This window comes from Pelagibacterium halotolerans, from assembly GCF_044811015.1.
Lineage (GTDB): Bacteria > Pseudomonadota > Alphaproteobacteria > Rhizobiales > Devosiaceae > Pelagibacterium > Pelagibacterium halotolerans_A.
This window is the reverse complement of sequence record NZ_CP085243.1, coordinates 399,439-424,877: the sequence shown is the minus strand read 5'-3', so window position 1 is coordinate 424,877 and position 25,439 is coordinate 399,439. Positions and strand designations below refer to the sequence as shown.

General features: G+C 59.6%; 22 protein-coding genes and 2 tRNA genes. 6 read left to right on the top strand and 18 right to left on the bottom strand.

Annotation, left to right across the window (positions count from 1 at the left end; translation table 11 throughout):
- Positions 1-15: 15 nt before the first annotated feature.
- The 3 genes from LG281_RS02115 to LG281_RS02105 all read right to left on the bottom strand — a co-directional run bounded on the left by LG281_RS02115 (position 16) and on the right by LG281_RS02105 (position 4,978).
- Positions 16-1,887, bottom strand: coding sequence for an SPOR domain-containing protein (locus LG281_RS02115; protein WP_404403894.1), 1,872 nt, complete (start codon positions 1,885-1,887; stop codon positions 16-18).
- A gap of 86 nt (positions 1,888-1,973) precedes the next feature.
- On the bottom strand, positions 1,974-3,725 hold the full coding sequence (gene argS / locus LG281_RS02110; protein ID WP_404403892.1) for an arginine--tRNA ligase: 1,752 nt from the start codon (positions 3,723-3,725) through the stop codon (positions 1,974-1,976).
- Positions 3,726-3,772: 47 nt separating this feature from the next.
- A complete protein-coding gene (locus LG281_RS02105) occupies positions 3,773-4,978 on the bottom strand; it encodes a deoxyguanosinetriphosphate triphosphohydrolase (protein ID WP_404403890.1) in 1,206 nt (401 codons plus the stop codon).
- 91 nt (positions 4,979-5,069) lie between these two features.
- Between LG281_RS02105 and erpA the strand changes: the two genes are divergently transcribed.
- The 3 genes from erpA to xth all read left to right on the top strand — a co-directional run bounded on the left by erpA (position 5,070) and on the right by xth (position 6,951).
- Positions 5,070-5,420 carry an iron-sulfur cluster insertion protein ErpA gene (erpA, locus tag LG281_RS02100; RefSeq protein ID WP_404403888.1) on the top strand — a complete coding sequence of 117 codons (351 nt, stop codon included), beginning with the start codon at positions 5,070-5,072 and terminating at the stop codon, positions 5,418-5,420.
- Positions 5,421-5,524: 104 nt separating this feature from the next.
- The gene (locus LG281_RS02095) at positions 5,525-6,136 is read left to right on the top strand and encodes a LysE family translocator (RefSeq protein ID WP_404403886.1); all 612 of its coding nucleotides are present in this window, start codon (positions 5,525-5,527) and stop codon (positions 6,134-6,136) included.
- Between the two features lie 14 nt (positions 6,137-6,150).
- Positions 6,151-6,951, top strand: coding sequence for an exodeoxyribonuclease III (xth, locus tag LG281_RS02090; RefSeq protein WP_404403884.1), 801 nt, complete (start codon positions 6,151-6,153; stop codon positions 6,949-6,951).
- A gap of 8 nt (positions 6,952-6,959) precedes the next feature.
- On the opposite strand, the gene LG281_RS02085 is transcribed toward xth, so the two are convergent.
- The 9 genes from LG281_RS02085 to LG281_RS02045 form a co-directional block, all read right to left on the bottom strand.
- Positions 6,960-8,099 carry a tetratricopeptide repeat protein gene (locus tag LG281_RS02085; RefSeq protein ID WP_404406589.1) on the bottom strand — a complete coding sequence of 380 codons (1,140 nt, stop codon included), beginning with the start codon at positions 8,097-8,099 and terminating at the stop codon, positions 6,960-6,962.
- A 274-nt stretch (positions 8,100-8,373) separates the two neighbouring features.
- Entirely contained in the window at positions 8,374-11,091 is a 2,718-nt protein-coding gene (locus tag LG281_RS02080; RefSeq protein ID WP_404403882.1) for a valine--tRNA ligase, read from the bottom strand.
- Positions 11,092-11,214: 123 nt separating this feature from the next.
- On the bottom strand, positions 11,215-11,913 hold the full coding sequence (locus tag LG281_RS02075) for a DUF2497 domain-containing protein (protein ID WP_404403880.1): 699 nt from the start codon (positions 11,911-11,913) through the stop codon (positions 11,215-11,217).
- 221 nt (positions 11,914-12,134) lie between these two features.
- Positions 12,135-13,490 (bottom strand): TolC family outer membrane protein, encoded by a 1,356-nt coding sequence (locus tag LG281_RS02070; protein WP_404403878.1) that lies wholly within the window; start codon positions 13,488-13,490, stop codon positions 12,135-12,137.
- A 214-nt stretch (positions 13,491-13,704) separates the two neighbouring features.
- The gene (locus LG281_RS02065) at positions 13,705-14,358 is read right to left on the bottom strand and encodes a protein-L-isoaspartate O-methyltransferase (RefSeq protein WP_404403876.1); all 654 of its coding nucleotides are present in this window, start codon (positions 14,356-14,358) and stop codon (positions 13,705-13,707) included.
- Between the two features lie 95 nt (positions 14,359-14,453).
- Positions 14,454-16,037, bottom strand: a complete 1,584-nt coding sequence (locus LG281_RS02060; protein ID WP_404403874.1) for an ABC transporter ATP-binding protein — start codon at positions 16,035-16,037, stop codon at positions 14,454-14,456.
- Positions 16,034-16,897, bottom strand: a complete 864-nt coding sequence (locus LG281_RS02055; protein WP_404403872.1) for an ABC transporter permease — start codon at positions 16,895-16,897, stop codon at positions 16,034-16,036. The genes LG281_RS02060 and LG281_RS02055 overlap by 4 nt, the downstream gene beginning before the upstream one ends.
- A complete protein-coding gene (locus LG281_RS02050; protein ID WP_404403870.1) occupies positions 16,894-17,841 on the bottom strand; it encodes an ABC transporter permease in 948 nt (315 codons plus the stop codon). The genes LG281_RS02055 and LG281_RS02050 overlap by 4 nt, the downstream gene beginning before the upstream one ends.
- Before the next feature lie 36 nt (positions 17,842-17,877).
- Positions 17,878-19,356 carry an ABC transporter substrate-binding protein gene (locus LG281_RS02045; protein WP_404403868.1) on the bottom strand — a complete coding sequence of 493 codons (1,479 nt, stop codon included), beginning with the start codon at positions 19,354-19,356 and terminating at the stop codon, positions 17,878-17,880.
- 216 nt (positions 19,357-19,572) lie between these two features.
- Between LG281_RS02045 and LG281_RS02040 the strand changes: the two genes are divergently transcribed.
- Positions 19,573-19,791, top strand: coding sequence for a hypothetical protein (locus LG281_RS02040; RefSeq protein WP_404403866.1), 219 nt, complete (start codon positions 19,573-19,575; stop codon positions 19,789-19,791).
- 152 nt (positions 19,792-19,943) lie between these two features.
- Here LG281_RS02040 and LG281_RS02035 read toward each other — a convergent pair.
- Positions 19,944-20,020 (bottom strand) — tRNA-Asp (locus LG281_RS02035).
- A gap of 268 nt (positions 20,021-20,288) precedes the next feature.
- On the opposite strand from LG281_RS02035, the gene LG281_RS02030 reads away from it, so the two are divergent.
- Together LG281_RS02030 and LG281_RS02025 are read left to right on the top strand one after the other, a co-directional pair.
- Entirely contained in the window at positions 20,289-20,498 is a 210-nt protein-coding gene (locus LG281_RS02030) for a hypothetical protein (protein ID WP_404403864.1), read from the top strand.
- Between the two features lie 20 nt (positions 20,499-20,518).
- Positions 20,519-20,836, top strand: coding sequence for a YbjQ family protein (locus LG281_RS02025; RefSeq protein WP_404403862.1), 318 nt, complete (start codon positions 20,519-20,521; stop codon positions 20,834-20,836).
- Positions 20,837-20,858: 22 nt separating this feature from the next.
- On the opposite strand, the gene LG281_RS02020 is transcribed toward LG281_RS02025, so the two are convergent.
- From LG281_RS02020 to LG281_RS02000, 5 genes are all read right to left on the bottom strand, one after another.
- Positions 20,859-20,934: transfer RNA gene (locus LG281_RS02020), tRNA-Val, on the bottom strand.
- A 184-nt stretch (positions 20,935-21,118) separates the two neighbouring features.
- A complete protein-coding gene (locus tag LG281_RS02015; protein ID WP_231805397.1) occupies positions 21,119-21,391 on the bottom strand; it encodes an HU family DNA-binding protein in 273 nt (90 codons plus the stop codon).
- A 213-nt stretch (positions 21,392-21,604) separates the two neighbouring features.
- The gene (locus tag LG281_RS02010; protein WP_404403860.1) at positions 21,605-22,111 is read right to left on the bottom strand and encodes a hypothetical protein; all 507 of its coding nucleotides are present in this window, start codon (positions 22,109-22,111) and stop codon (positions 21,605-21,607) included.
- Positions 22,112-22,248: 137 nt separating this feature from the next.
- The gene (gene lon / locus LG281_RS02005) at positions 22,249-24,678 is read right to left on the bottom strand and encodes an endopeptidase La (protein ID WP_404403858.1); all 2,430 of its coding nucleotides are present in this window, start codon (positions 24,676-24,678) and stop codon (positions 22,249-22,251) included.
- A 209-nt stretch (positions 24,679-24,887) separates the two neighbouring features.
- Positions 24,888-25,286, bottom strand: coding sequence for a hypothetical protein (locus LG281_RS02000; RefSeq protein ID WP_404403856.1), 399 nt, complete (start codon positions 25,284-25,286; stop codon positions 24,888-24,890).
- Positions 25,287-25,439 lie beyond the last annotated feature (153 nt).

Below are 25,439 nucleotides of genomic sequence, written 5' to 3'. Positions count from 1 at the left end.
CCAGGCCGTGGCCGACTAGTTGTTCAGTACGAAACAGTCCCCGCCCTGCCCCTTGATCGCATCGCAGACCGCGTTGGCATCTGCCAGGGTCGGTTGCGGCAGCCTTACGCGGTAATAAATCCCGCGGTCGCCGAGATCGACACGGCTGACCTCAGGTACAGCACCGTTGAACAACGGCCCGTATCGGGCTTGCAGATCGCTAACCCCGGCCCGGGCAACCTCCTCGCTCCGTTGCGAGGCGAGTTGAACCCACGCCGCTGGCGCGCTGCCAGCATTGGTCGCCGTCGTACTGGTGGCCGATTGTGCTGCGGCTGCACCGGCAGTCGCCGCTTGCGGCGCCGTCGTAGTTTGCCCACTGCCTGTCAGGTCGGCAACATTCGGCGCAGTGACGTTGGACGCGACAAGGCCCTCGGGCCGCGGTATGGGCTGAGGCGCATTGGGATCATCGACGCCCGCAGTCGTAGCTTCGTTTTCGGCGGGCGTTTCAGCAGCATCGGCGTTTGTTGACGGCGAACCGGCCGCCACGTCATCACCGATCGCCGCCACAATCGCATCGCCAATCGGATCTTCACCCGCCGTATCGTCCGAAAGCGCCGGTACGTCCGGGCGATCGACGGGCAGTACCGTACCGCCGGCGACCCCATCATCAGAGCTCACAATGGTGCCGTCCGGGCGCACGGTCACCGTGCGAACCGATCGGTTCACAAGTTCACCGACACCATCCTCGTTCGTAATGAGACTGGAGACCGCATTGCCGGTCACACCCCCCGTTTCGTCACGCGAAACCAGTGCTTCACCGTCGCTATTGGCTGTTCCAGACATTTCGTTGAAGACCACCGAATCGCTCGCTGTCGACCCGGACGCCGGCTGCTCGGGCTCTTCCTTCAGTGGCCCCGAATCCGCCGTCAGGACCGGCGGTTCGCCGGTTTCCGGGTGCGGCGGAAAAAACAGGACATACGTACCGGCGAGCAGCACGAAGATGGCGGCGCCCCCCAGCGCCGGGATAAGGAAACCGCCAGACCGCCGCCGCTCGCGCGCCGGCGCGATAGCCGCGGCCTCGACATGCTCACTATCGTCCCGCTTACCCGGATTCGTTTCTCTGGACCGACCGGCGGAAAATTCCACCTGGGTCATATCCGGTATGGGCAGCTCGACCTGCTTCCGGTCATCATCGTTCCGGTTGCGAGCCTCGTTGGCCACCCGCATCGACTCTTCAGCCATATCCACCGCCCGCTCGACGGTCTGCGGATCTTGATCCTCGTCAAGAAACGCGGAGCGCACCCGACGTCCGCCCACCCCTGCAGCGCTTACCCGAGCCGCCTCGCCAATCAGAGCCTCGATCTCGCTCAAGGGATCGCGGTCGCGCTGACCGGCGTTATATCTCGTCGCAGCCATGTCCGGATTGGCGCGGGGAGCTGTGTTGGTTGTGGCAACCGGCGGCGCCTCGAACAGGTCGCCGTCATCCTCGCCGCGTTCAGCACCAGGCTGCTCGGCCTCGGCACCGGCAATGAGGTCAGCAATCGGATCGTGCTTGGGCTGTTGTGCGGGCCGGTCCGTTTCGCGTTTGGCTTGGGCGACCTTATGAGCGGTGCCAAAACCAAAATCAAAGACGGGCGCAACAGCGTTATCAGCACCCTGTTCCTCAAGCTCGGCTTGGGCCGCGACTTCTGGCTCCCCGCTTCCGGCGACAATATCCCCATGCGGTCCAGGTTCGGCCTCGACAGCCGACTCGGAGCGTTCAGTAGCGAAGCCTGGCTCAACCCGTCGCTGCGGCGCGCCAGTGTTCTCCGGTCTTGCGTCCTGAGCGACCAGCCGCGCCAATTCTGCAATCAGGTCGTCGGAGGTGTCCGTGTCCGTCGATGTTTGCCGTTGCTTGGAAGTGTCCATAAGAGCATCGCCCCGGTTCGTCTTTGCCCAAAGCCGCGCAATAGTGAGAGCTTAATCGGGCACTTGTCCACAGCAATGCGCCTTAATTATGAAAGTTCTTGCGGCGCACTCACGCCAAGCAAACCAAGACCATTGGCAAGGACCTGACGCACACCATCCACAAGTGCGAGTCGTGCAATTGTCAGTGTTGGATTGTCTTGGTTAACAAACCTTAAACCTGGATTTTCCTTCCCCTTGGCCCAAAAGGCATGCAGAATCGCAGAGAGTTCATGCAAATAGAACGCAAGTCTATGCGGTTCGTGCGCCCGCGCGGCCGCCGCAACCTGCCGTGGCCAGGAGCCGATCATGCGCATCAACTCGATTTCGTCCTGGCTCGACAGAAGACTGAAATCCGCCTTGAGCAGCGCCTCGGACGACACGTCGAGGTCCGGCATATCTTTGTTAGCATTGCGGAACACGGACCAGCACCGCGCATGCGCGTATTGAACGTAAAAGACCGGATTGTCGCGCGTCTGCTCCTTGACCAGTGCGAAGTCGAAATCGAGCGGCGCATCGTTCCGCCGGAACAGCAACATAAACCGCGTAGCGTCCGGCCCCACCTCGTCGACGACATCCGCGAGCGTCACAAGATCGCCGCTGCGCTTGCTCATCTTGACCGGCTCGCCATTGCGCAGAAGTTTGACGAGTTGACAGAACCGCACATCGACCTTCGCCTTGCCGCCCGAAACGGCCTTCACCGCTGCGGCGATCCGCGAGGCATAGCCCGAGTGATCCGCGCCGAGCACGTCAATCAGCGTCGTAAAGCCCCGCAACACCTTGCTCCGGTGATAGGCAATATCGGCGGCGAAATAGGTATAGCTGCCATCTGACTTGATCAGCGGCCTGTCGACGTCATCGCCGAACTGGCTGGCCCGAAACAGGGTCTGCTCGCGATCCTCCCAATCCTCGGGCGTCTTGCCCTTTGGTGGCTCGAGGCGGCCTTCATAGACAAGCCCCTCGTCCCGCAGCCACGCCAAGGTCTTTTCGATCTCCCCGCCCGGTCCATGCAGCGTCTTTTCCGAAAAGAACACTTCATGCTCGATGTTAAGTTTTTGAAGGTCCGCCTTGATCAGCTCCATCATGGCGGCAAGAACGTACTGCTTGACCGGCGCAAGCCACGCACTCTCGGGTTGATCGAGCAGAGTATTGCCGAATTCTTCGACGAGCGCCCTACCTACGGGGATCAGATAGTCGCCCGGATAAAACCCGGAGGGGATTTCGATCGCCTCGCCCAGCGCCTCGCGGTAACGCAGATAGGCAGACCGTGCGAGCGTATCGACCTGCACGCCGGCGTCGTTGATATAATATTCTTTGGTGACGTCGTAACCTGTATAGCTCAGGAGCGATGCCAGCGCGTCACCGAAGACAGCACCTCGTGTATGACCCACGTGCATCGGGCCGGTGGGGTTGGCGGACACATATTCGACGTTGACCTTCTCGCCTTGCCCCACATCGGATCTGCCATAATCCCCTTCAAGCCGCGCGATCGACGCCAGCACCTGATGCCATACGGCAACCTTGAGACGGAAATTGAGAAAGCCCGGCCCGGCGATCTCCACCGACGCGACATCCTCGTCCGTTTCGAAATGCGCAGCGAGCGCCGCTGCCACCTCGCGCGGGTTTTTGCCCAGCGGCTTGGCGACGACAAGTGCGGCATTGGTCGAAAGGTCGCCATGTGCCGGATCGCGGGGTGGTTCGACCACGACGCGGGACGTAAGGTCCGCGTTGTCCTTGAGCTCTGGAAAACTGGCAATCAGCGCATCGGAGACGCGCCCTTCAAAAAGGGCATAAATATCCATGTCGGATCTAGGGCCTGTTAATATGCAGTCGGTCGTCCGCGAGCGGGTTAACGGAATTCCGGACGGTCGTCAAACAAACGCTGGTGCTCGTCGAGCGCAAAGGGATCGGTCATTCCGGCAACGAAATCGCAAACGATGCGAGCTTTATCCTTGTCGTTTTCCGCCATGGCATAGCCGCGCCCCCACCGGCCAGGCATGTCGCCGGACTTGAGATAAGCGTCGAACAGCCGCGCAACGACCGCCTCGCTTGTCAGAACGGGCCGCATCACATCCTCGCTACGGTAAACGCGCGAGAACATAAATGCCTTGAACGCGCGCTCCTCACCCGCGATGGCAGCGGAGAATCCAATCAGCGTCCTGCCGCAAGTACGCACCGCGTCTGCGCTCTGTGGCGCAGCACGTGCGATGCGCGCCTCGCTTTCGGTGATAACGTCCTCGATCGTCCGCGTGATTAAGCGGCGCTGCACCTCGTGAATCTGCCTCCCCCGTTCGAGATCCGGCCATTCGCGAAGCACCTCCGTGGCGATCGGACCAACCATGGGAACATCCACGAGATCCTCGATCAGCAACAATCCCGCCCGTGCGGCATCATCGATATCATGTGCATTATAGGCGATATCGTCGGCGATTGCCGCCGCCTGCGCCTCAAGGCCTGCATGGCTCCAAAGCATCAGGTCTTCACGAGCCGGGATCGCATCGATGCCCGCCGGTATCCCTTCGCGTTCGTAGCGCCCCACCGGATTGCCGGCGCGGTCCACAAGCGGGCCGTTATGCTTCAATATTCCTTCGAGCGTTTCCCAAGTAAGGTTGAGCCCGTCATGGCCCGCATAGCGGTTTTCGAGCACAGTGACGACGCGAAGCGCCTGCACATTGTGGTCGAACCCGCCCCAAGGCGCCATGCAATCGGCCAACACGCGCTCGCCAGCGTGCCCGAAAGGGGTATGCCCAAGGTCGTGCGCCAGCGCAACTGCCTCGGCAAGGTCCTCGTTAAGCTGCAATGCCCGCGCAATCGACCGCGCGATCTGGCTGACTTCCAGCGTATGGGTCAGCCGGGTACGATAGTGATGGCCTTCGTGGTGCAGAAAGACCTGCGTTTTATGCTGCAGGCGTCGGAACGCCGCTGAATGGATGATACGGTCGCGATCGCGCTGAAAATCCGAACGCGTCGGACTTGCGCTGGGCGCAACAAGGCGCCCGCGCGTCTTTGCCGGATCCGAAGCATATGGCGCGAGACCAATTCCAGATTGAACCATTAGGCCCCACCCCCTTTTCAGCGCGCGCCGATGTTCTTATGTTACAGAGACACACGCAACTGCGTGTGACAGCAACCGGGTTACCAAAGCAATGTCCGACGTCCAACTCCCTTCTCATGAAGTCGTTCTAACAGAACGTGCTGCGAAACGCATCCGCCGCATTCTTTCCAAAGAGGAGGCAGGGACTGCGTTGCGCATTTCCGTATCGGGCGGGGGCTGTTCGGGCTTTCAGTACGAATACGATCTGGTCAAGGACGCGCCGAACGAAGACGATCTTGTACTGACCCGGGACGATGCCACGGTTTATATCGATTCGCTTAGCCTCGAATTCATGGGCGGCGCCGAGATCGATTTCGTCGATGACCTCATCGGCCAGTCGTTCCAGATCAAGAACCCGAACGCCGTAGCGTCCTGCGGCTGCGGCACCAGCTTCTCAGTCTAGCATTCAAACCCATTTATCTGTCTTTGCTCTGCAAACCCTGAAATAGCACTGGCCGAAGGATGTGAGGCTGCGTTACGGTTCCTCCTTGAGACAAGGAGGACTTCATGAGTATCGAATTCCTGCTGACATCCCTCGTCGTGGTCCTGCTTCCGGGGACTGGTGTCATCTATACGCTCGCAATCGGCCTCGGCCGTGGCTTCCGGGCCAGTATCGCCGCAGCGTTCGGCTGTACGATGGGTATTGTGCCTGCGGCACTCGCGAGCATTGTCGGGCTAGCGGCGATCTTCCATACGAGCGCCGTGGCCTTCACGCTCATCAAATATGCCGGTGCGGTCTATCTACTCTACATGGCCTGGAGCATTTTGCGGGACAAAAGCGCGCTCACCGTCAACGCAGAGCGCGAGCCCGTTAGCCTCGGTCGCGTTGCAGTCAGCGGCATGCTGCTCAACATCCTCAATCCGAAACTCTCGCTGTTTTTCTTGGCCTTCCTGCCCCAATTTGTTTCGATCGAGAGCGCCAACGCGACTGCGCTGATGCTTGGCCATGCGCTCGTCTTCATGGCGATCACCTTTGTGGGATTCATAGGCTATGGTGCCTGTGCGGCACTGGCGCGGGACTATGTCATCGCCCGCCCCCGGGTCGTATCGTGGCTTAAGCGCGGATTCGCTGGAATCTTCGGCTTTCTGGGCCTGCGCCTCGCACTTACCGACACCTAAAGGCAGGACACTCGATGCGTATCGCGACGTGGAACATCAACGGCATCAACGCACGGCTTCATGCCGTCTTAACCTGGCTCGACGAAGTCAAACCCGACATCGTCGGGTTGCAGGAAATCAAGTGTATCGATGAGAACTTTCCCCGCGCCGAATTCGAATCGCGCGGCTACAACGTCGAAACCCATGGCCAGAAAAGCTTCAACGGCGTTGCGCTGCTTTCCCGCATTCCATTCGACGAGGTCCATCGCGGTCTGCCTGGAGACGATGGTGACGAACAGGCCCGCTTGATCGAGGGTGTCTTCTCGACTGAGGGCGGCGTCGTGCGCGTGTGCAATATCTACCTGCCAAACGGCAATCCCGTCGAAAGCGAAAAATTTCCATATAAGCTCGCCTGGATGGAGCGTCTGCATGCATTCACGCAAACCCGGCTGGCCTTCGAAGAACCTTTCGTGCTGATGGGCGATTTTAACCTTATCCCCACCAGGCACGATTGCCACGACCCCAAGGTGTGGTGGGGCGATGCGCTGTTCAGGCCTGAAAGTCTCGAAAAATTTCGCGCACTTTCAAATCTCGGCCTGACGGACGCGCTGCGCGCAACGACTGACGATGCCGCCTATACGTTCTGGGATTTCCAGGGCGGTGCATGGAGGCGCAACAATGGCATCCGCATCGACCATTTGATGCTTTCGGCCCAGGCCGCGGACCGGCTGAAAGCGGTCAAAATCCACAAGGACGTTCGCGGCTGGGACAAACCATCCGACCACGTTCCGGTCGAGGGCGATTTCGCCATGACGGCGGTTAGCGCCGCCGCCTGAACAGACCATCAGTATCCGGCGAACTGAGAACCGAGCATGTCGGCCGCACCTTGTGCGGCGGTCAGGTTCTGTTCGGACACGTTGGCTTTAGCAGCTTCCGTCATGTCAGAGATCCAGCCTTCATCGCCTGTGCCGGCGGCGTTGTGCTGCGCCAGAATGAGCCACATCAGCCCCTCGACCGGCTGCCGTTCGATCCCGTCGCCTCGAAAGAGCAGATCTCCCAGACGCGCTTGCGCGCCCGGATGCCCCTTGCGCGCGGCAAGCGACAGCCAGCGTGCGCCTTGAAGCGGATTGACCCCGAGTTGATCCGGGTCGAGATATAGCAGGCCCGCGCGATACTGTGCGTCCGCATCTCCGAAATAGGATGCGGCATGCAAAATCAGGTTCTGCGCGTGACGTTGGTCGGCAGCAATGCCCGCATCGGGCACGCCATTGAGATAATATTCACCCATCTTCACGAAGGACTGCGCTACGATATCCGCATCGAGCGACCGCGGCGGCGCATCTGCGTTTTCGTTGGCGATCTGGGAAAAATACTGGAATGCCCTAGCCTGGTCCTTTTCCACGCCGACGCCGGACTCATACATTAAGCCCAACTGCCAAAGCGCAATCGGCTGGCCGGCCGCAGCGGCATTCTCAAGCGCGGAAACGAGATTGTCCCCGCTCAAATCCATTGTCGCGCTGTCGAGCATCATGGCCAGCTCATGGGCTGCATCGGCTGCGCTCTGCGCATAAACCGGCGTGCCAACGCTGGCTATCCAGGTTCCCGAAAATGCCGCAACCGCAATCGCAACACTTCTTATTATTGGCATCACACACCTTCTCATCCCCGGCATAAGCGATACACGCCTGCGCGCGTCGCCCAATTTACCAAGGTACTCAACCGTCTTTTTCCGGTCGGCAAGTTCGATGCCTGCCGCCCACCTGTCGATTTTGTTTTTGTTCATTCGCCGGGCTAATTCCGCGATAAAAATCCGCCATTTGGCCGCCCGGACTATTTTGCTGGCCGCATGCTGCGCGTGCCATGCTTTCAAAACAGAATAATCGGCTTTTGTGTCGGGATTAAAGCGAACTACAGGCCCGCGTGCGGCGGTATTGGGCTTGCCTTGCCGCAATTGAACGGGTTCAAAGTTCGCGTTCGCCGTCACCGCAGTCAACCGTTTCTCCCCGCCATTCGCCCCTTGCCACCGGGGCTTGAGCAAACGTTTAGTACACGGGAAGCCAGTCCTTGCAGCCATACCCGCAAGACAGCACACCCCGCTCAGCCGACGTTGTCCGGCCCGTTTAGGGTCAGATTGTGGCAGCGCAGGTTACCGAAAGGTGACTCGCACCTTGCCCGGCACGAGTCATCGGCAACTGTAGTAAATTTGCCACAAATAGTTTGAGCTCAACGGTGTTATCCGCTGCGTGTATAGCGACACATCAATTCAACCGCTCAAGCGCGCTTTCGAGCTTCTCACGACGCGCCGCAGCATCCGCCAGTCGGCTGCGCTGCTCCTCGACGACCTCCTCGGGCGCCTTGGCGAGGAACTGCTCATTACCGAGCTTCTTCTCAAGCCCGGTTATTTCGCCGGCAAGCTTCTTGATGTCTTTGGCCAACCGGTTCTTTTCCGCGTCGATGTCGATCAGATCCGCAAGCGGAAGCGCCCATGTCGCTTCCCCGACAACGAACAGCGCCGAACTCTCGGGCGGTGTGTCGGCACGCGAAATCCCTGCGACACGCGCCAGCCGCGCGATGGCCGACTCGTGAACACCGATGCGCTCCGCCGTTGTCGCGTTACCGCCAACCACGACCAGCGGCACCTTGGCACCGGCCGGCACATTCATTTCGGTACGCACCGAACGGATTGCGGAAATGACCTCCAGAAGCCACTCCAACTCCGCGCTCGCCTCGGGGAAAGTCAGTCCATCGAGCTGAGGCCATTCGGAAAGCATCAGATGCCCATTCCGGGCTGGGCCAGTTTTGCCGGTTTCGGCCCAGAGTTCCTCGGTCACGAACGGCATGAACGGATGCAACATCTTGAGGATCTGATCGAGCGTCCAAGCCGCCGTCGCGCGAGTTTCCGCCTTTGCGTCGTCATCCTCGCCCGAAAAGACAGGCTTAGCCAGTTCCACGAACCAGTCGCAGAACGTACCCCAAACGAAATCGTAGGCGTAATTGGCTGCCTCGTTGAACTTATAATCCTCGATGGACCGCGTCACGTCGGCGACAGCATTTGCCGTGGCCCCCACGATCCACCGGTTGAGCGACGTTTTGACGGTCCTCGGGTCGAACCCTTCGACCCGAACGCACGCATTCATCTCAAGGAAACGGGCGGCGTTCCAAAGCTTGGTGACAAAATTACGGTACCCCTCAACCCGGCTGATCGCCAACTTGATGTCGCGCCCCTGCGCCGCCATTGCCGCAAGCGTAAAGCGCGTCGCATCGGCACCGTAAGTCTCGATCAATTCGAGCGGATCGATGACGTTGCCCTTGGTCTTGCTCATCTTCTGGCCGTGCTCGTCGCGTACGAGCGCGTGCACATAAACCGTCGAGAATGGCTCGGTTTTCATGAAATGCATACCGAACATCATCATGCGGGCGACCCAGAAGAAGATGATGTCGAACCCAGTCACCAGGACACTGGTCGGGTAATAACGTTCGAGTTCGGGCGTCTGATCGGGCCATCCCAGCGTCGAGAACGGCCAGAGCGCAGACGAAAACCACGTGTCGAGCACATCCGGATCGCGCGTCAGCTCGACCTCCTCACCGTAGTGAACCTTCGCTGCGGCGCGAGCCTCTTCTTCGCTGGTTTCAACGAAGAAATGCCCGTCAGGCCCATACCACGCCGGAATCTGATGCCCCCACCAAAGCTGCCGTGACACGCACCAGGGCTGAATGTTCTCCAGCCAGGAGAAGTACGTATTCTCCCAATTCTTCGGTACAAACCCGGTGCGCCCTTCCCTGACCGAAGCCAGAGCCGGCTTGGCCAGTTCGCCCGCATTCACGAACCACTGATCGGTCAGATAGGGCTCGATCACGACCTGCTTGGACTTCTCGTCGTGCGGCACCGAGATCACCTTGCTTTCGATCTCGACCAGCAATCCGGCAGTCTCGAAATGTTCGACCACCTTCTTGCGCGCCTCGAAGCGGTCGAGACCCTGATAGTCCGCCGGTGCGTTTTCGTTGATCGTCGCCTCGGGAGTAAAAATATTGATCGGCTCGAGCCCCTGCCGCTTGCCGACCTCGAAGTCGTTGAAATCGTGCGCAGGCGTGATCTTGACAGCGCCCGTACCCTTCTCGGGGTCGGAATATTCGTCCGCAACGATAGGAATACGGCGTCCCACGATTGGCAGGTCGACGAACTTGCCCACAAGCGGCGCGTAGCGCTCATCCTCGGGGTGGACAGCCACGGCCACGTCGCCCAGCATCGTCTCGGGCCGAGTCGTGGCGACAACGACATAGTCGCGCGTTTCATAAGCCGTCGGCTTGCCGTCCTCATCGAATTCGACCGGGAATTCGAACGTCACGCCATCCGCCAGAGGGTAGCGCAGGTGCCACATATGTCCCTTGACGTCGATGTTCTCGACCTCGAGGTCCGAAATCGCCGTCTGCAGCCCCGGATGCCAGTTCACCAGCCGCTTGTCGCGATAGATAAGCCCTTCCTTATGGAGCTGGACGAAGACCTTTAGAACGGCTTTCGAGAGCCCCTCGTCCATGGTGAACCGCTCGCGCGACCAATCGCATGACGCCCCGAGGCGCTTCAATTGGTTGAGAATGTTCCCGCCACTCTCGGCCTTCCATTCCCAGACCTTTTCGAGAAACTTTTCGCGCCCGAGTTCACGCCGCGATGGCTGCTGGGCTTCCATCAAGCGCCGCTCGACGATCATCTGCGTGGCGATGCCCGCGTGGTCCATACCCGGCTGCCAGAGCACGTCCTTGCCACGCATGCGCTCGAAGCGCACCAGCACATCTTGGATCGTGTTGTTAAGCGCGTGCCCGATATGAAGCGATCCCGTGACGTTCGGCGGCGGGATGACGATCGTGAAGCTCTCGGCGCCCAGCTTTGCTCCTGCGCCCGCGGCAAAGGCCCCCGCAGCCTCCCATTCCTCGTAAATGCGCCCTTCAACCGTCGCCGGCTCGTAGGTCTTCTCGATCATGAATGAAATACCTGTCACAAGAACAGCCCGCCCCAAATTCTGGGACGGGCGAAATGTACGATTTACGTTGTAAAGCCAAGCCGCGCGCAAGAGTCAACCGCAACGGGCCGGTCTATCGCGAAATCAATTCCCGCCGCGCGAAACCCGCTCGATTTCCTGCGCAACGATCCTCTCGACCATAGACGGCAAATTCTCGTCGAGCCATTCCTTGAGCATCGGTCGAAGCATCTCGCGGATCATCGCCTCGATCGTCAATCCGCTCGCCCCAAGCGCCATGTCAGGCGTCAATTTCGGAGTGTTGAGCTTCGAAAATGCGCTGCGGACCGCTGCCTGCGTTGCCGGTTCAAGCAGTTCATCCGCAAGATCACTGCTCAAGCTTTCATCGGGCATTGGCGCGCCTTCGGAAACGCGTGATTGTGCCTTGGGCTCGGGCTCGAGATCCGCATCCTGTTCAAAGGCGATATCGTCCGGCACGACCAACCCCGCCGCCGCCTCGAGACTTTCGGCGGATGGCATTTCCGCTTCAAGCGCATCCTCGGCACTCTCGTCGGTCGCATCCGAATCCGCCTCGCCAGACACGATCTGCTCCGGCGAAAGCTCCAAGGGCGTAACCGCCGCGTCGTCATCATCGTCGCTGAAGGGGTCGATCAGGGGTTCTTCCGCCTTGGTTTCCGGTATCGGCTCCACCTCTTCCGGTTCCGCTTTCGGCGTGGGATTGACTGCAACCGGCTTGGCCGGTGCCGCACTTGCGGCAGGTGCCTTCGCTGCGGCTTCGTCATCATCGGCGATGATCTGCCGTATGGACGACAGGATTTCATCCATTGTCGGTTCTTTGGATGCCGGCTGATTCATCATTGCCCCGCTCGGAATATGGCCCGCCTAGCGCTGGACCGGTACTCTATAACTGAAGCGCCCAAAGGCGAGGTGCTCGCCATTGATTCGCTTTACAATACATTAACGTAGCACCAGCGCGCAAAAAACGCCGCTTTGCAGTGCAAGCGGCGTTCTTCCACGAAAAACTGTCAGTTTTTACGAAATGCGGGTTACCGCAGGCCGGCCCAGCTATCCTCCGGGGCCTGACTTTCCGCAACCGGCGTGCCTTCGGCATTACGCGGTTGCACGGCGAGACCCAGGTCAGCCGCGGTCAGTTTGCCCATCGCCGAAACCAGAGAGAACGTCGCGATATTGCGCTGCGCCTGTGCAGAAACCAGGGTTTCCTCAGCCGTCAGAAGACCGCTTTGCGCATCAAGAACATCCAGCGTCGTCGCCTGCCCGACTTCGCTCTGATCGACAACAGCCTGTACCGCCAAACGGCTCGCGGCCACGGCGGCGGTCGCCGATTCGATCTGCGCGCCCGCTGTCTGCATGCCAGCCCAGGCCTGCCGCACCGCCTCGACAATCTGATCACGGGTTACGAATGCATCGAGCTCGCTCTGCATACGCCCGATGTTCGCAAGCTGGATCGAGGGGTCACGTGTCGGGGTATAAATCGGAATAGTAAGGCTAAGCGTGACGCTGGCCGAACTCGCCGCCGAACCGGAGGTGAACCCGCTAACCCCCGCCTGCCCCTGCACCGATACATTCGGCCCGAAGCCCGCCCGCGTCTGTTCCGCCTCGAGCTGTGCCGACCGGATTTGCGCTTGGGAAGCAAGAAGACCGGGATGCTCGCTTGTTGCAACCGCAAGTGCCGCATCCATGGATGACGGTAGAAGATGCGATACCCCCATTCCTCCCGAAAGGTTGCTCGGAGCACGACCGACATAGCGCTCATATGTCGCTTCGCTGGTCCGCAGATTATTGACCGCCGCCTGATAGTTTGCGCTCGCCTGGGCCAAGGCACTTTCGGCCTGAGCAACGTCGAGCCTTGTGCCCTCGCCGAGTTCCAACCGATCCCTTGCTGCCTGGAGTTGGGCCCTAACGAATGATAGATTTTCCTGCCGGATACCGACAATCCGCCGATTGGAAATGACGTTGTAATAGGCCATGACCACGTTGAGCAGCACGTTCTGCTCAGTGTTCGAAGCCGCATGCGTTGCAGCCTCGTAATTGGCCTTGGCGACCTCGATACCCAGTTGGCTGGCGCCATTATCGAAGAGCGTCTGATTGTAACTCAGGCCCAGAGAAACCGAGTCGTTGAAATTCTGCCCGGGAATTTGCGGCGTATCGGTCCAACTCGCTTGATAGCTGCCCGACGCACCAATGGTCGGAAGCAGTGAACCTTCAGCCGACCGTATAGACTGCCGCGCCGAACGAACCGAAAGGAACGCGGACGCGATTTGGGGATTATTGGAATAAGCATAGGCAAGCGCCTCCGACAGTGATTCCGCTTTTACAGCCAAGGATGTAGCGGAAACCAGAAGCGCGACTGCGCCCACACGAAAAACACGAGAAATAGACATAACAACCGCCTCCAGCGCGCCGCTAACGTAAGGTGCCGCTGGGCCGCTTTCAACGCTCAAGATCGCTCTTAGGCAATTTTTAATACCTCAAGTCGCGAGGCGTGACGACTTGGCAACACTCCTGTCGCTTACTGACTCGACTAAACGGTTTTGAAACGCAAAAATGCCCTGTTTACGCCATAAAGGCGATCGACTGGCTGGTGGGAAGCCCGGGCTAGAACGCGAAAGACGGTGCGCGTTTGAAAGCGGCGAGCACCGGTAGACTCGCATTGAAGGCCGCGCGCGAAACCACGCTCTTGCCAGATTTGACATAGAGGTGTGTAACAGCAGCGTTGCCTGAGCCGATTACCGCAACCAGCCGCCCGCCGTCCCGCAATTGCGAGAACAGGGTTTCTGGCACCTCATCGACGGCACCCTCGATGAGAATAACATCAAACGGCGCTTCTTTGGCGACGCCAGCCTCCAGAGGCCCGCATACCGCTGCCGCATTGCCGATATCGAGATCGGCCAGAATATCGTTGGCCTGGACGACCAGTGCCTCTTCGTCATCGAGAGCAACAACCGCATTCGCGAGCCCCGCAAGGACTGCGGTGGAGTACCCCGTACCGCACGCGATATCGAGGACGACATCGTCGGGGCCCACTTCGGCAAGTTGGACAAGCTTTCCGAACGTTGCCGGTGCTGGCATCGTCCGGGTCTCCGAAAGCGCTATTTCCTCGTCGCTATAGGCAAGTGCACTGCGCGCCTCGGAAACGAACCTCTCACGCGGAACACGGTTCATCACATCGAGAATGTGCCAATTGGTGATCCCGCTCGTCCGCAGCTGATTGTCCACCATCGTCCGGCGTGCGTGCGCGAAATCCATCATTTACTGTCACCTTTTCATCGAAATGAGGCCCGACCTGTTTGGGTCTTACCCTCGCCCGCCCCCTTGTGCAAGGGAGCAGTGCACCGGTGCGTCATTCAGCGATTCAACGTCGGTGCCGCGGCGACAAGCGCGCGCGTATAGGTGTGTTGCGGCGCGGCGAAAACGGCCTCGGTCTCTCCGGCCTCGACAATCTGGCCCGCACGCATGACCAGAACACGATCCGTGATTGCGCGCACGACATGGAGATCATGGGAAATAAACAGATACGAAAGCCCCAGGCGCTCGGACAGCTCGGCGAGAAGATCAAGGATTTGCGCGCGGATCGAAACATCCAGCGCCGAAACGGCCTCATCGAGCACTACCAGAGCTGGCGCAGTGATCAATGCCCGCGCCAGAGCGATACGCTGCCGCTGCCCCCCCGAGAACTCGTGAATGAATTTGTCCGCGTCCCGCGCTTGCAGCCCTACCTGTTCGAGGGCGTCGGAAACCGCGCGCTTGCGCCCTTCCCCCTTCGGCGCATCACGTCCCATCAAATGCAGAGGTTCCGCAACAAGCCTGTCGACCCTGTGCCGTGGATTGAAGGATCCGTACGGGTCCTGGAACACCATCTGCATGTCTCGCCGCGTAACAAACGCGGTGTCGTGTGGACCGGAAACCGGTCGTTCCGCAAGCGCAATCGAGCCGCCCTGCACCGTTTCAAGCCCGACAATCGCTCGCGCAAGCGTCGATTTCCCGGATCCGCTCTCGCCAACCAGCCCGACATTCTCGCCCCGGGCGATCTCCAGACTGACACCGTCCACGGCCCTGAAGACACGCCTTGCCTCCCAAAACGCCCGCCGTGGCAACGTATACTCACGCACCACGCCGGACACGGACAGAAGTGTTGCTCCGCGCTCATGCGCACGCCGGACAGGCGTGTGCGTCGAGGCTTCGAAAAGCGCGCGAGAATAGGGATGCTTGAGTGTACTCAGAACCGCGCCCGCCTCACCCTGCTCGACGATCCTCCCGTCGTGCATAACGGCGATGGCGTCGGCCATTTGCGCAACGACCGCGAGATCATGGGTAATGAGAATCAAGCCCATACCATCCTCGCGCACCAGATCACGCAGAAGCTTGAGGATTTGTGCCTGCGTCGTTACATCGAGCGCCGTAGTTGGCTCGTCTGCGATGAGAAGCCGTGGCTTGAGCGCAATGGCCATGGCGATTCCGACACGCTGACGCTGTCCGCCGGAAAGTTCGTGCGGATACCGGCCCTGCGACACGCTGTTCTCAGGCAACCCAACGCGCGCAAGCACCTCCGCTGCCATTTCGCGGGCCCGCCTCCACTTTGCACGTCCGTGGACGACTATGGTTTCCGCCACCTGATCGCCGATTGTCATCAGCGGATTCAGCGCGGTCATCGGCTCCTGGAAGATCATCCCAACCGTGTCGCCGCGCAAGTCCGTGAGCACCGCTTCGGATGCGCCGACCATCTCCCGCCCGTCAATTGCGATACGCCCTGAAAGCCTCGCGCCGTCTGGCAACAGCCCGATGATAGACAGCGCCGTGAGCGATTTGCCCGAACCGGACTCTCCAACAACGCCGAGAATCTTTCCTGCATCCAGCGACAAGGCAATATTTTCGAGGATCGGCGTCTTGCCGATCGAGAGCTCAAGCCCTTCTACGCGCAGCAGACTCATCGGCGCACGCCGCGCAGCCGCGGATCGAACAAATCCCTCAGCCCGTCCCCCAAGAGATTGAGCCCCAGGACCGTCAGCACGATCGCTAGTCCAGGCACGATAGCCACGTGCGGCGCCAAGGCGATCATCGTCTGAGCTTCCGCAAGCATCCGGCCCCAACTCGGCACAGGAGGCTGCGCCCCCAGCCCCACATACGAAAGCCCGGCATCGGCAAGAATACCGAGCGAAAACTGGATGGTCGCCTGCACCATAAGTGTATTGGCGATATTGGGCAGGATGTGTTCGAGCGATATCGACACCCGTCCTTTGCCCGAAAGCCGCGCAGCCATCACGAATTCGCGCATCCAGAGGCTCAATGCTGCCCCCCGCGCCAAACGTGCGAAGACGGGAATATTGAACACTCCGATAGCGATGATGGCATTGATCGCGCCCGGCCCGAATACGGCTGTAATCAGGATGGCAATGACCAGCGCCGGAAATGCGAAGACCAGATCATTGCCCCGCATGATGATCTCATCGACCGCCGATCCGCGAAGCGCGGCAGCGGCCAGCCCAAGCGGCACGCCAAGCGCCACACCGACCCCGACCGCAACAAGGGCGACGGCAATCGAAGTCCGTGCGCCCACCATGATCATTGAGACGATGTCACGACCGAAATGATCGGTGCCCAGCCAATGCCCCCATGAAGGAGGCGCGAGCCTGGCGCCGATCGATACACTGTCGACCGGATAGGGTGTCCAGATCAATGAAACTGCCGCTAGGACAACTATGGCAAGACTCAAGGCTGTCCCAACGACGATCGCCGGTGACCGTAATGCGGAACGCCAAAACCTCCGGGATTGGGCAGAAAATGCTCTCATGCCCGGCGCCTCAACCGTGGATCGACGAGACCATAGGCGATCTCTACGAGGAAATTCACCCCAATGACTGCAACGACGAGCAACATCACCACCGAGCGCACGACGATGAGATCCCGCGCGCTGATCGCTTGGAAAACCAGCCGTCCCAGCCCAGGCAGAAAAAAAACGTTCTCGATAATAATCGCCCCGGCCAGCAGAAAAGAGAACTGCAGCCCCAGAATAGTCAGGACCGGAATGAGCGCGTTGCGTACCGCGTGGCGCCAGAGCGTCTGGCCCCGGGTCAATCCCTTCGCACGGGCCGTCCGGATATAGTCCTCGTCAAGCGTATCGAGCAGAGCAGAGCGCATAACACGCGCCAGGATCGCCGCCTGTGGCAATGCCAACGCAACCGCCGGAAGTGTCAGCGCGCGCATAGCGGTGAAGCCCCCCGCGTCCCATCCGGGAAATCCGCCAGCGGAAAACCAGCGCAGCGTAACCGAAAACACCAGAACGAGCAGCATCGCGAACCAGAAATTGGGTACCGCGATCCCCAATTGCGTGCCGCCCATTACCCCTGCATCAATCAGCGAGCCCCGCCTCGCGGCAGCCAGAACGCCGACCGGAAAGGCGATCAGTGTCGATAGCGTCAGCGCATAAACGGCAAGCGGAACCGATACCCCGAGCCGCGCTCCGATCAGCTCTGCTACCGGCACACGGTATGTATAGCTGATCCCCAGATCGCCCGTGAAAAGCCCCCCGATCCAGCTCAGATACCGCGCCCAGACCGGCGCATCGAGCCCGAGTTGCTCGCGCAACGCCGCGACCGTATCCGGCGCCGCATTGAGGCCCAGCATGAACGCTGCCGGATCGCCGGGAACGACTTCAAGCACAACGAATATAGCGGCGCTCGCCACAACGAGGCTGATGCCAAATGAAAGCGCGCGCTGGAGCAGGAAGGCAATCATGCCGGAGCCTCTACATGCGCCCGCCCCGTTGCAGGCTCATTGCGCCCAATAGACCGCCGTCAGGTCCGTCGCCTGGGTTGGTGCGTTGACCCACATCCCCTCGATATCGACGTTCTTGATTCCCGTATAGGCGAGTTGGAACAAATAGACGTTGACATAATCCTCGGCAATCTTGCGTTGCGCTTCGCCCAGAAGCGCGATGCGTGCGTCCGGGTCGGTCGTGACGTCGAGCTCCGCCATGAGCTCCTGGAAGCCCGGGTCGCCATAAGCGAAATAGTAGTCTTCGCGGCCGTAAATCCCGATATCCATGGGCTCCGTATGCGAGACTATAGTGAGATCGAAATCCCCTGCCCCAAAGACCTGTTCAAGCCATTGCGCCCATTCCATATTGGTAATTTCGGTCTCGATCCCGACGGCGCGCAGCTGTGCTGCGACGATCTCCCCGCCCCTTCGTGCATAGGTCGGAGGCGGCAACGCCAGTGAGAGCTTGAGGTTCGAAACACCGGCCTCCGCGAGCAACTCCCGCGAGCGCTCCGGGTCGTATGCCGACAGTGCCGTCAGATCGACATAAGCCGGGTGATGCGGCGCAAAATGTGTCCCGATCGGCGTGCCATAACCGAACATCGCGCCATCGATAATCGCCTGCCGGTCGATCGCACGCGCGATCGCCTCGCGCACCCGCACATCGTCGAGAGGCGCCCGCGCGTTATTCATCGCCAGAATGGTCTCGCCTTCGGTCGTCCCCACCACAGCCTCAAACCGAGGATCGGCATCGAGCACCGGGAGCGTTTCGGGGGCCGGGAAATTCGGGAACACGTCGACATCCTCAGCCATCATCGCCGCGAACGCAGCGGAAGGATCTGAGATGAACCGGAAAATTGCCCGCTCAAGATGCGCCGAATCGCCCCAATAGTCGTCATTCCTTTCCAGAATCACGCGATCCCCCTGCACCCAATCGACGAATCGGAACGGTCCGGTCCCTACCGGTTCGGTCGTATTGGTGTCCGCACTTTCCGGCGCCACGATCACGGCATCACCCCAGGCGAGGTTGAACAGGAAATTGCCGTTGGGTTTCGAAAGCGTCATTTCCACCGTGAGATCATCCAACGCGGTAACCTCGGCAATATCGGCGAACAGCGCCTTTTGCGCGTTAACCGAATCCGCGGCCTGAGCGCGTTCAATGGCGAACACAACGTCCTTCGCAGTCATCGCCGTCCCATCGTGAAAACGGACGCCGTCATGCAAGCGGAAGGTATAAGTCACCCCGTCCTCGGAAATATCCCAGCTTTCGGCCAGTCCCGGCACGATATCGCCATCCGGCGCAAAACGCGTCAGCCCCTCGAAAACATTGGCATAGACGACCTCGTCGATTGCCGCCGCTGCGCCTGCGGTGGGGTCTAGATGCGGGGGTTCGAGCACCAGCCCTACGGTTATGTCCGTCCGTTGCGCTTGCGCTGGCACCCCAAGTGCAAACCCTATGCATACCGCGATCAACGCTCTAGCCAGGATTCTCATCAACCTCAGCACCTCCGTCTTTCGCCATGCCAATTCCGGCAAGGCAACCCTAACCGAACAATCGTCCATTTGCGATGCAACCTTTGCGCGGCCCTGTGCCAAATGGCAAAGAGTTGGGGAATCACACGCGGAACTTTGCGTTTAATTTCAGCATTGTTCTAAAAGATGCCATGATTATATTGGCAACGCTTGTTCGATGACGACAAGGAGGGACGCATGTCCGGCAATCAGATACAGCTCTTTTCCCGCCGCCGGGGAAAGCGCGCGCAGTCGGCCTTCGCTGAGTCCCAATGGCGTGATTCACTGCGCGACATCGGCGACATGCTTTCAGGTATTTATCAGGATTTGCGCGGCGATCTGGCGGACGGGTTCTCAGATATCAAGCGGTCCGTGCGTTGGGCTTTGCGCAAAATAGGTTCACGGCGCGGCGGCTAAGACCGCTTCCAAATCTCCAGATAGCGTCCTCGGAACGAAAACGGGCACCCCAAGGTGCCTTTTTTCGCTTGGCCCGGACACATAGCGCCCCGGCACCTATCGATTCCTGAAAAGATTGTGGGGAATGAAGAAAAACATCGCCAACCAAAAGGTGGCGGGAGTGACGGGACTCGAACCCGCGACCTCTGGCGTGACAGGCCAGCGCTCTAACCAACTGAGCTACACCCCCTTGCGCCTCGGGAACGCGTCGTCCCCGGCAAGGTGGGCATCGTTTAGCCGTCGCCTTGCCCCAAGTCAAGCGCCATCGAACGCGGTTTGTGAAAGAAATTTAAAATAGCGCAACCAGCGCCGGTATACTGGGACGCGTACGTCACCGTGGCAATTGCGATCTTGACGTAAGGCATTGGAAAAGAAACTGTTTTCCTGGCCACAAAGCGATAGGGCCTTCCGCGAATCCCTGTTAGTATGCGCCGAAAATCGAAAAGGGCTGCGGAAAAATGCGCCTCGATACGCTCGCACTGGCCATCGTCGTTGCTTTCGGCGCGCTTTGGCTGATCGTCACGATGACCGGCTTGATCGCAGCCGTGCCTTTCGGCCTTCTGGGCCTCATCCCCATAGCGATCGTCCTTGGCCTTCTGGCCGTGGTCATCTATCAGCGCGTCACCAACGCCGAAGACAACTACTACGACAAGAACGTCGACAAATAGCCGCCAACGGAGCTCCTGCCATGATCGTAACGACCGCCGAAGCCATTCCCGGCCGCGCCATCTCCGATACGCTCGGTATCGCGCGCGGCAACACCATCCGTGCCCGTCATGTGGGCACGGACATCATAGCGAGCCTGCGCAATCTGGTGGGCGGCGAAGTGGGAGAATACACCAAACTCATGGCCGAGGCCCGAGAACAGGCCTATGACCGCATGGTTGCCGACGCGCGACAGATGGGCGCCGACGCCATCATCGCCATGCGCTTTACCACTTCAATGGTCACGCAGGGCGCCGCCGAGATTTTGGCGTATGGGACGGCCGTGACGCTGGAGAGGTAGCCGCAACAATTCCCAGGGGAAATGGTGGGCGATGACAGACTCGAACTGCCGACATCCTCGGTGTAAACGAGGCGCTCTACCAACTGAGCTAATCGCCCCGCACGTGCATCGTGCTGAGAAAGCCGAATGCAGGAAACCCGTTCGGCGCGGGATTTGATTATGCGCAATGCCCTGCCCCGTCAATAGACCGCGGGCGGCCTTTGACATTCATCACCGCAAAAAAAGGAAAGGCCCCGGGACAATGCCGAGGCCAAACCGAAGGGTGCGCTAATGCCCGATGGCTTAGTTCAGCGCGTCCTTGAGGCCTTTACCGGCCTTGAACTTGGGCTGAACCGAAGCCGGAATGTCGATTTCCGCGCCGGTTGCCGGATTGCGGCCCTTGGTGGCCTTGCGCTGTGCGGCAGCAAACGTACCGAAGCCAACGAGACGAACTTCGTCGCCGCCCTTGAGGGCTGCAGTGATCGCGTCGAAGACGGCATCCACAGCTGCACCGGCCTGAGCCTTGGTAAGATCGGCCTTCTCGGCAACTGCCGCGCTCAGATCGTTTTTGTTCATAGCGTTTCCTCACAATGAATTGCTCATCACGTGATCCGATGAGCGGAAGCGGCATCACCCTTTTACGATTCCGGGGCAAAAGCAAGGAAAACTGCGGGTTTCGGAGCCTTCTGGGATGAAAATACCCGAGTTTTCCACCCCTCGGTCAAAATGTGGCAGACTTATAAACGTCCATTAACCCAAAATCGCGGGACATCCCACAATCCGGGCGACTCAGCGCCCGCAGCCGGCAACGATCTCATTGCTGGTGGCGGTCGAGCCGCGCGCGGTAAATTCGGTTTCGTTGTAAAGCTCCAGCCGGTCGGCCAGTGCGTCCAGCGAAAACGCAGCCGTCACCGTCTGCCGGGCCGATGCGACTTCCTGCGCCCATTCGGTTACATTCTCATGCACGAAGATCGCCCAGGCATCCTGATCATCGACCTCAATTGACACCTCGGCCCAGAGATAACCCGCGTCGGCATCGTCGGCGTAAAGGACCAGATATGCATCGTTCAGATGTCCCTTGAATACCTTATCGAGATCTTCGCGCCGGATTTGGTAGAGAATATCGAGAACGTCGTCCTGACACCGAACCGCCAGTGCGGCATCGCTGTCGTGGACAACAATCGCTGCATCGGTGCCGGTTTCCGGGAACGAATACGTCTCCCAGCGTTCCTGCGCCAGAGCTGGCTCCGCCATCGACGCACAAACGAGCACGCTCACCCATCCAAATGGTCGCATCGTCGTCCCCTTATCAGGTGATCTCCTTAGAACTGTTATTCGGCAATCGGGTATACGGTGTCAAACTCCGGACAAAGAAAAACGGCGCCCCGGAAAGGAGCGCCGTCTCATCTTCATGCATACAGTCGCCACGCACGTCAGTGCGGCAGTACAGTTCCCGCATCGTCGCCTTCGTTCTTGTCGGCAACAGTACTGGCGGCCTCATCGTAATTCCACTCAATAGGCTGAGGCTGTTCGACCAGAGCATGCTCCAGAACCTCACCCATGCGCGAAACTGGAACGATCTCGAGGCCCTGCTTGACGTTATCCGGAATCTCCTTGAGATCGCGCACGTTCTCCTCGGGAATGAGGACCTTCTTGATCCCGCCCCGAAGCGCGGCCAGAAGTTTCTCCTTGAGCCCGCCGATGGGCAGCACACGGCCCCGCAAGGTGATCTCGCCGGTCATCGCCACCTCGTGACGCACCGGAATTCCGGTCATCACCGAAACGATGGCCGTGGCCATGGCGATGCCCGCCGAAGGCCCGTCCTTGGGCGTTGCGCCTTCCGGCACGTGGACGTGGATGTCCCGCTTGTCAAAAAGCGGCGGCTCGATCCCGTATTCGACGGCCCGCGCCTTCACATAGGTCGCGGCTGCGGAGATCGACTCCTTCATCACGTCCTTCAAATTGCCCGTGACGGTCATCTTGCCCTTGCCCGGGCTCATGATGCCCTCAATGGTGAGCAATTCGCCACCCACAGAGGTCCAAGCCAACCCGGTGACGACACCAATCTGCGGCTCAAGATCGATCTCGCCATAACGGAAGCGCGGAGGACCGAGATATTCCTCAACCAGCTCGGGCGTTACATCGATCTTCTTCTTGCCCGAGATCAGGATATCCTTGACCGCCTTGCGCATCAGGTTCGCAATCTCACGCTTGAGGTTACGCACGCCTGCTTCGCGCGTATAACGGCGCGTCAGAAGCTGAAGGCTTTCGTCCGGAAGGATGAACTCGTCGTCCTTGAGCCCGTGCTCCTTGAGGTTTTCGGGGATGAGGTGCCGACGGGAAATTTCCCACTTTTCCTCGTCCGTGTACCCCGAGAGCCTGATGATCTCCATACGATCCATCAGTGGCTCGGGGATGTTGAGCGTATTGGCCGTCGTAACGAACATCACATCCGAGAGATCGAAATCGACTTCCAGATAGTGATCGTTGAACGTGTTGTTCTGTTCGGGGTCGAGGACCTCGAGCAACGCCGAGGACGGATCGCCGCGGAAGTCCTGCCCCATCTTGTCGATCTCATCGAGCAGAAACAGCGGGTTCGCCTTTCCTGCTTTCTTGAGCGACTGGATCACCTTGCCGGGCATCGACCCGATATAGGTCCGCCTGTGGCCGCGAATTTCCGCTTCGTCCCGCACACCGCCGAGCGACATGCGGACATATTCGCGCCCGGTCGCCTTGGCGATCGAACGCGCCAGCGAGGTTTTGCCGACGCCGGGAGGGCCGACAAGGCATAGGATGGGGCCCTTAAGCTTGCCCGTCCGGCTCTGCACCGCTAGATACTCGACAATCCGCTCCTTGACCTTCTCAAGGCCATAGTGGTCATTGTCGAGCACGGTTTCCGCGAACTTAAGATCCTTCTTGATCTTGGACTTCTTGCCCCAAGGCAGGTTGAGCATCCAGTCAAGATAATTCCGCACGACGGTCGCTTCCGCCGACATCGGGCTCATCTGCTTGAGCTTTTTCATCTCCTGCTCGGCCTTCTGCCGGGCCTCTTTGGAGAGCTTGGTCTTGGCGATACGGTCTTCGAGCTCCTGAAGCTCGTTGGTCCCGTCCTCATTGTCGCCCAGCTCACGCTGGATCGCCTTCATCTGCTCGTTGAGATAATACTCACGTTGGGTTTTTTCCATCTGGCGCTTGACGCGGCTACGGATACGCTTTTCGACCTGCAGCACACCGATCTCGCCTTCCATCAGGCCCAGAACGCGCTCAAGCCGCTCTGTCACCGACGGGGTGCCAAGAATGTCCTGCTTGTCCTGGATCTTGACGGCCAGATGACTCGCAATCGTATCGGCGAGCTTGGAATGGTCCTCGATCTGGGTGACCGCGGCCACCACTTCGGAAGAGATCTTTTTGTTGAGCTTGACGTAGTTCTCGAACTCGCTGACCGCAGAGCGCGCGAGCGCCTCGGCCTCGACGGCATCGTGGTCGACGACGTCAAGCTGCTCGGCCTGCGCCTCGAAATAATCTTCGGTCTGGACGTAATTCGCGATCCGCGCACGGTGCAGGCCTTCAACCAGAACCTTCACCGTTCCGTCGGGCAGCTTCAAGAGTTGCAGGACAGAGGCAATCGTACCGATCTCATAAATGGCATCGGGAGCCGGATCGTCTTCTTGGGCATTCTTCTGGGTTACGACGAGGATATGCTTATCTTCGCGCATAACCTCCTCAAGCGCCCGCACGGACTTTTCCCGGCCCACGAACAGCGGCACGATCATCGAGGGAAACACCACGATGTCGCGCAGCGGCAAAACCGGGTAGACCTTGTCCCGGTCGAATTGGGTTTCGGGCGTTTTGTTGTCGGACATGAACTATCCTTTCACCGCCGCCGGCAAAGGGAGGAGTGTCGGCGGCATTCCTATGGCGCCGCGCCGCCCGTGAGACCAATATGGACTCGCTCGGGCGGCGGCGACTCTTCGCCCCCTAAGATAGGGCATAAAACCCCATCCACAAGTTGCGTTGGTTCAATTTCTGTGGGTGCGCTTGCAACCCGCTATGTGTGCGTACGTGGAAGTGCCTATTTTTTTGGCCGCGCGGCGAGGTGACCGAAATCATCCTCGCAGACCCCAACCAGATCGAGGAAGGTTCCATCCTCCGTCTCTGCAAGGTCGAAGGCCGCTCCATCGTATGTTTCCCAGAGCGCATCCTGCCGCTCCTGAGACCAGCCCTCGGCCTCCATGATGTCACGCGCCATCAATTCGAGCGCGTAGCTCACCTCGTCATAGTAGACGCTCCAGGCATCGCCTTCCTCATACCAGTACGATTCCTCGAAAAGCACCGCGCTGCACCACATGATACCGATGGCATCGTCATCGAGACCGTCAACGAGTTTGGTGGCAGGCTGGGCCAAGGCGCCCAAAGGCACCCCCACGGAGATCGCGAGAAGTATTCCGGCAAGCCATTGGTTTGTTTTCATAATCCTCTGTCCCCCCTGGAGATGCACTCGGCCTCACGCAAATTCTAGCAATTCGTCGCTCGGGTTGACAGGCTTAAACCCGCCAATGCCTAACACGATACTGCTCGGACAAACAAAAAGGGCCCGGAAACCCGGGCCCTTCAAATCATTTAT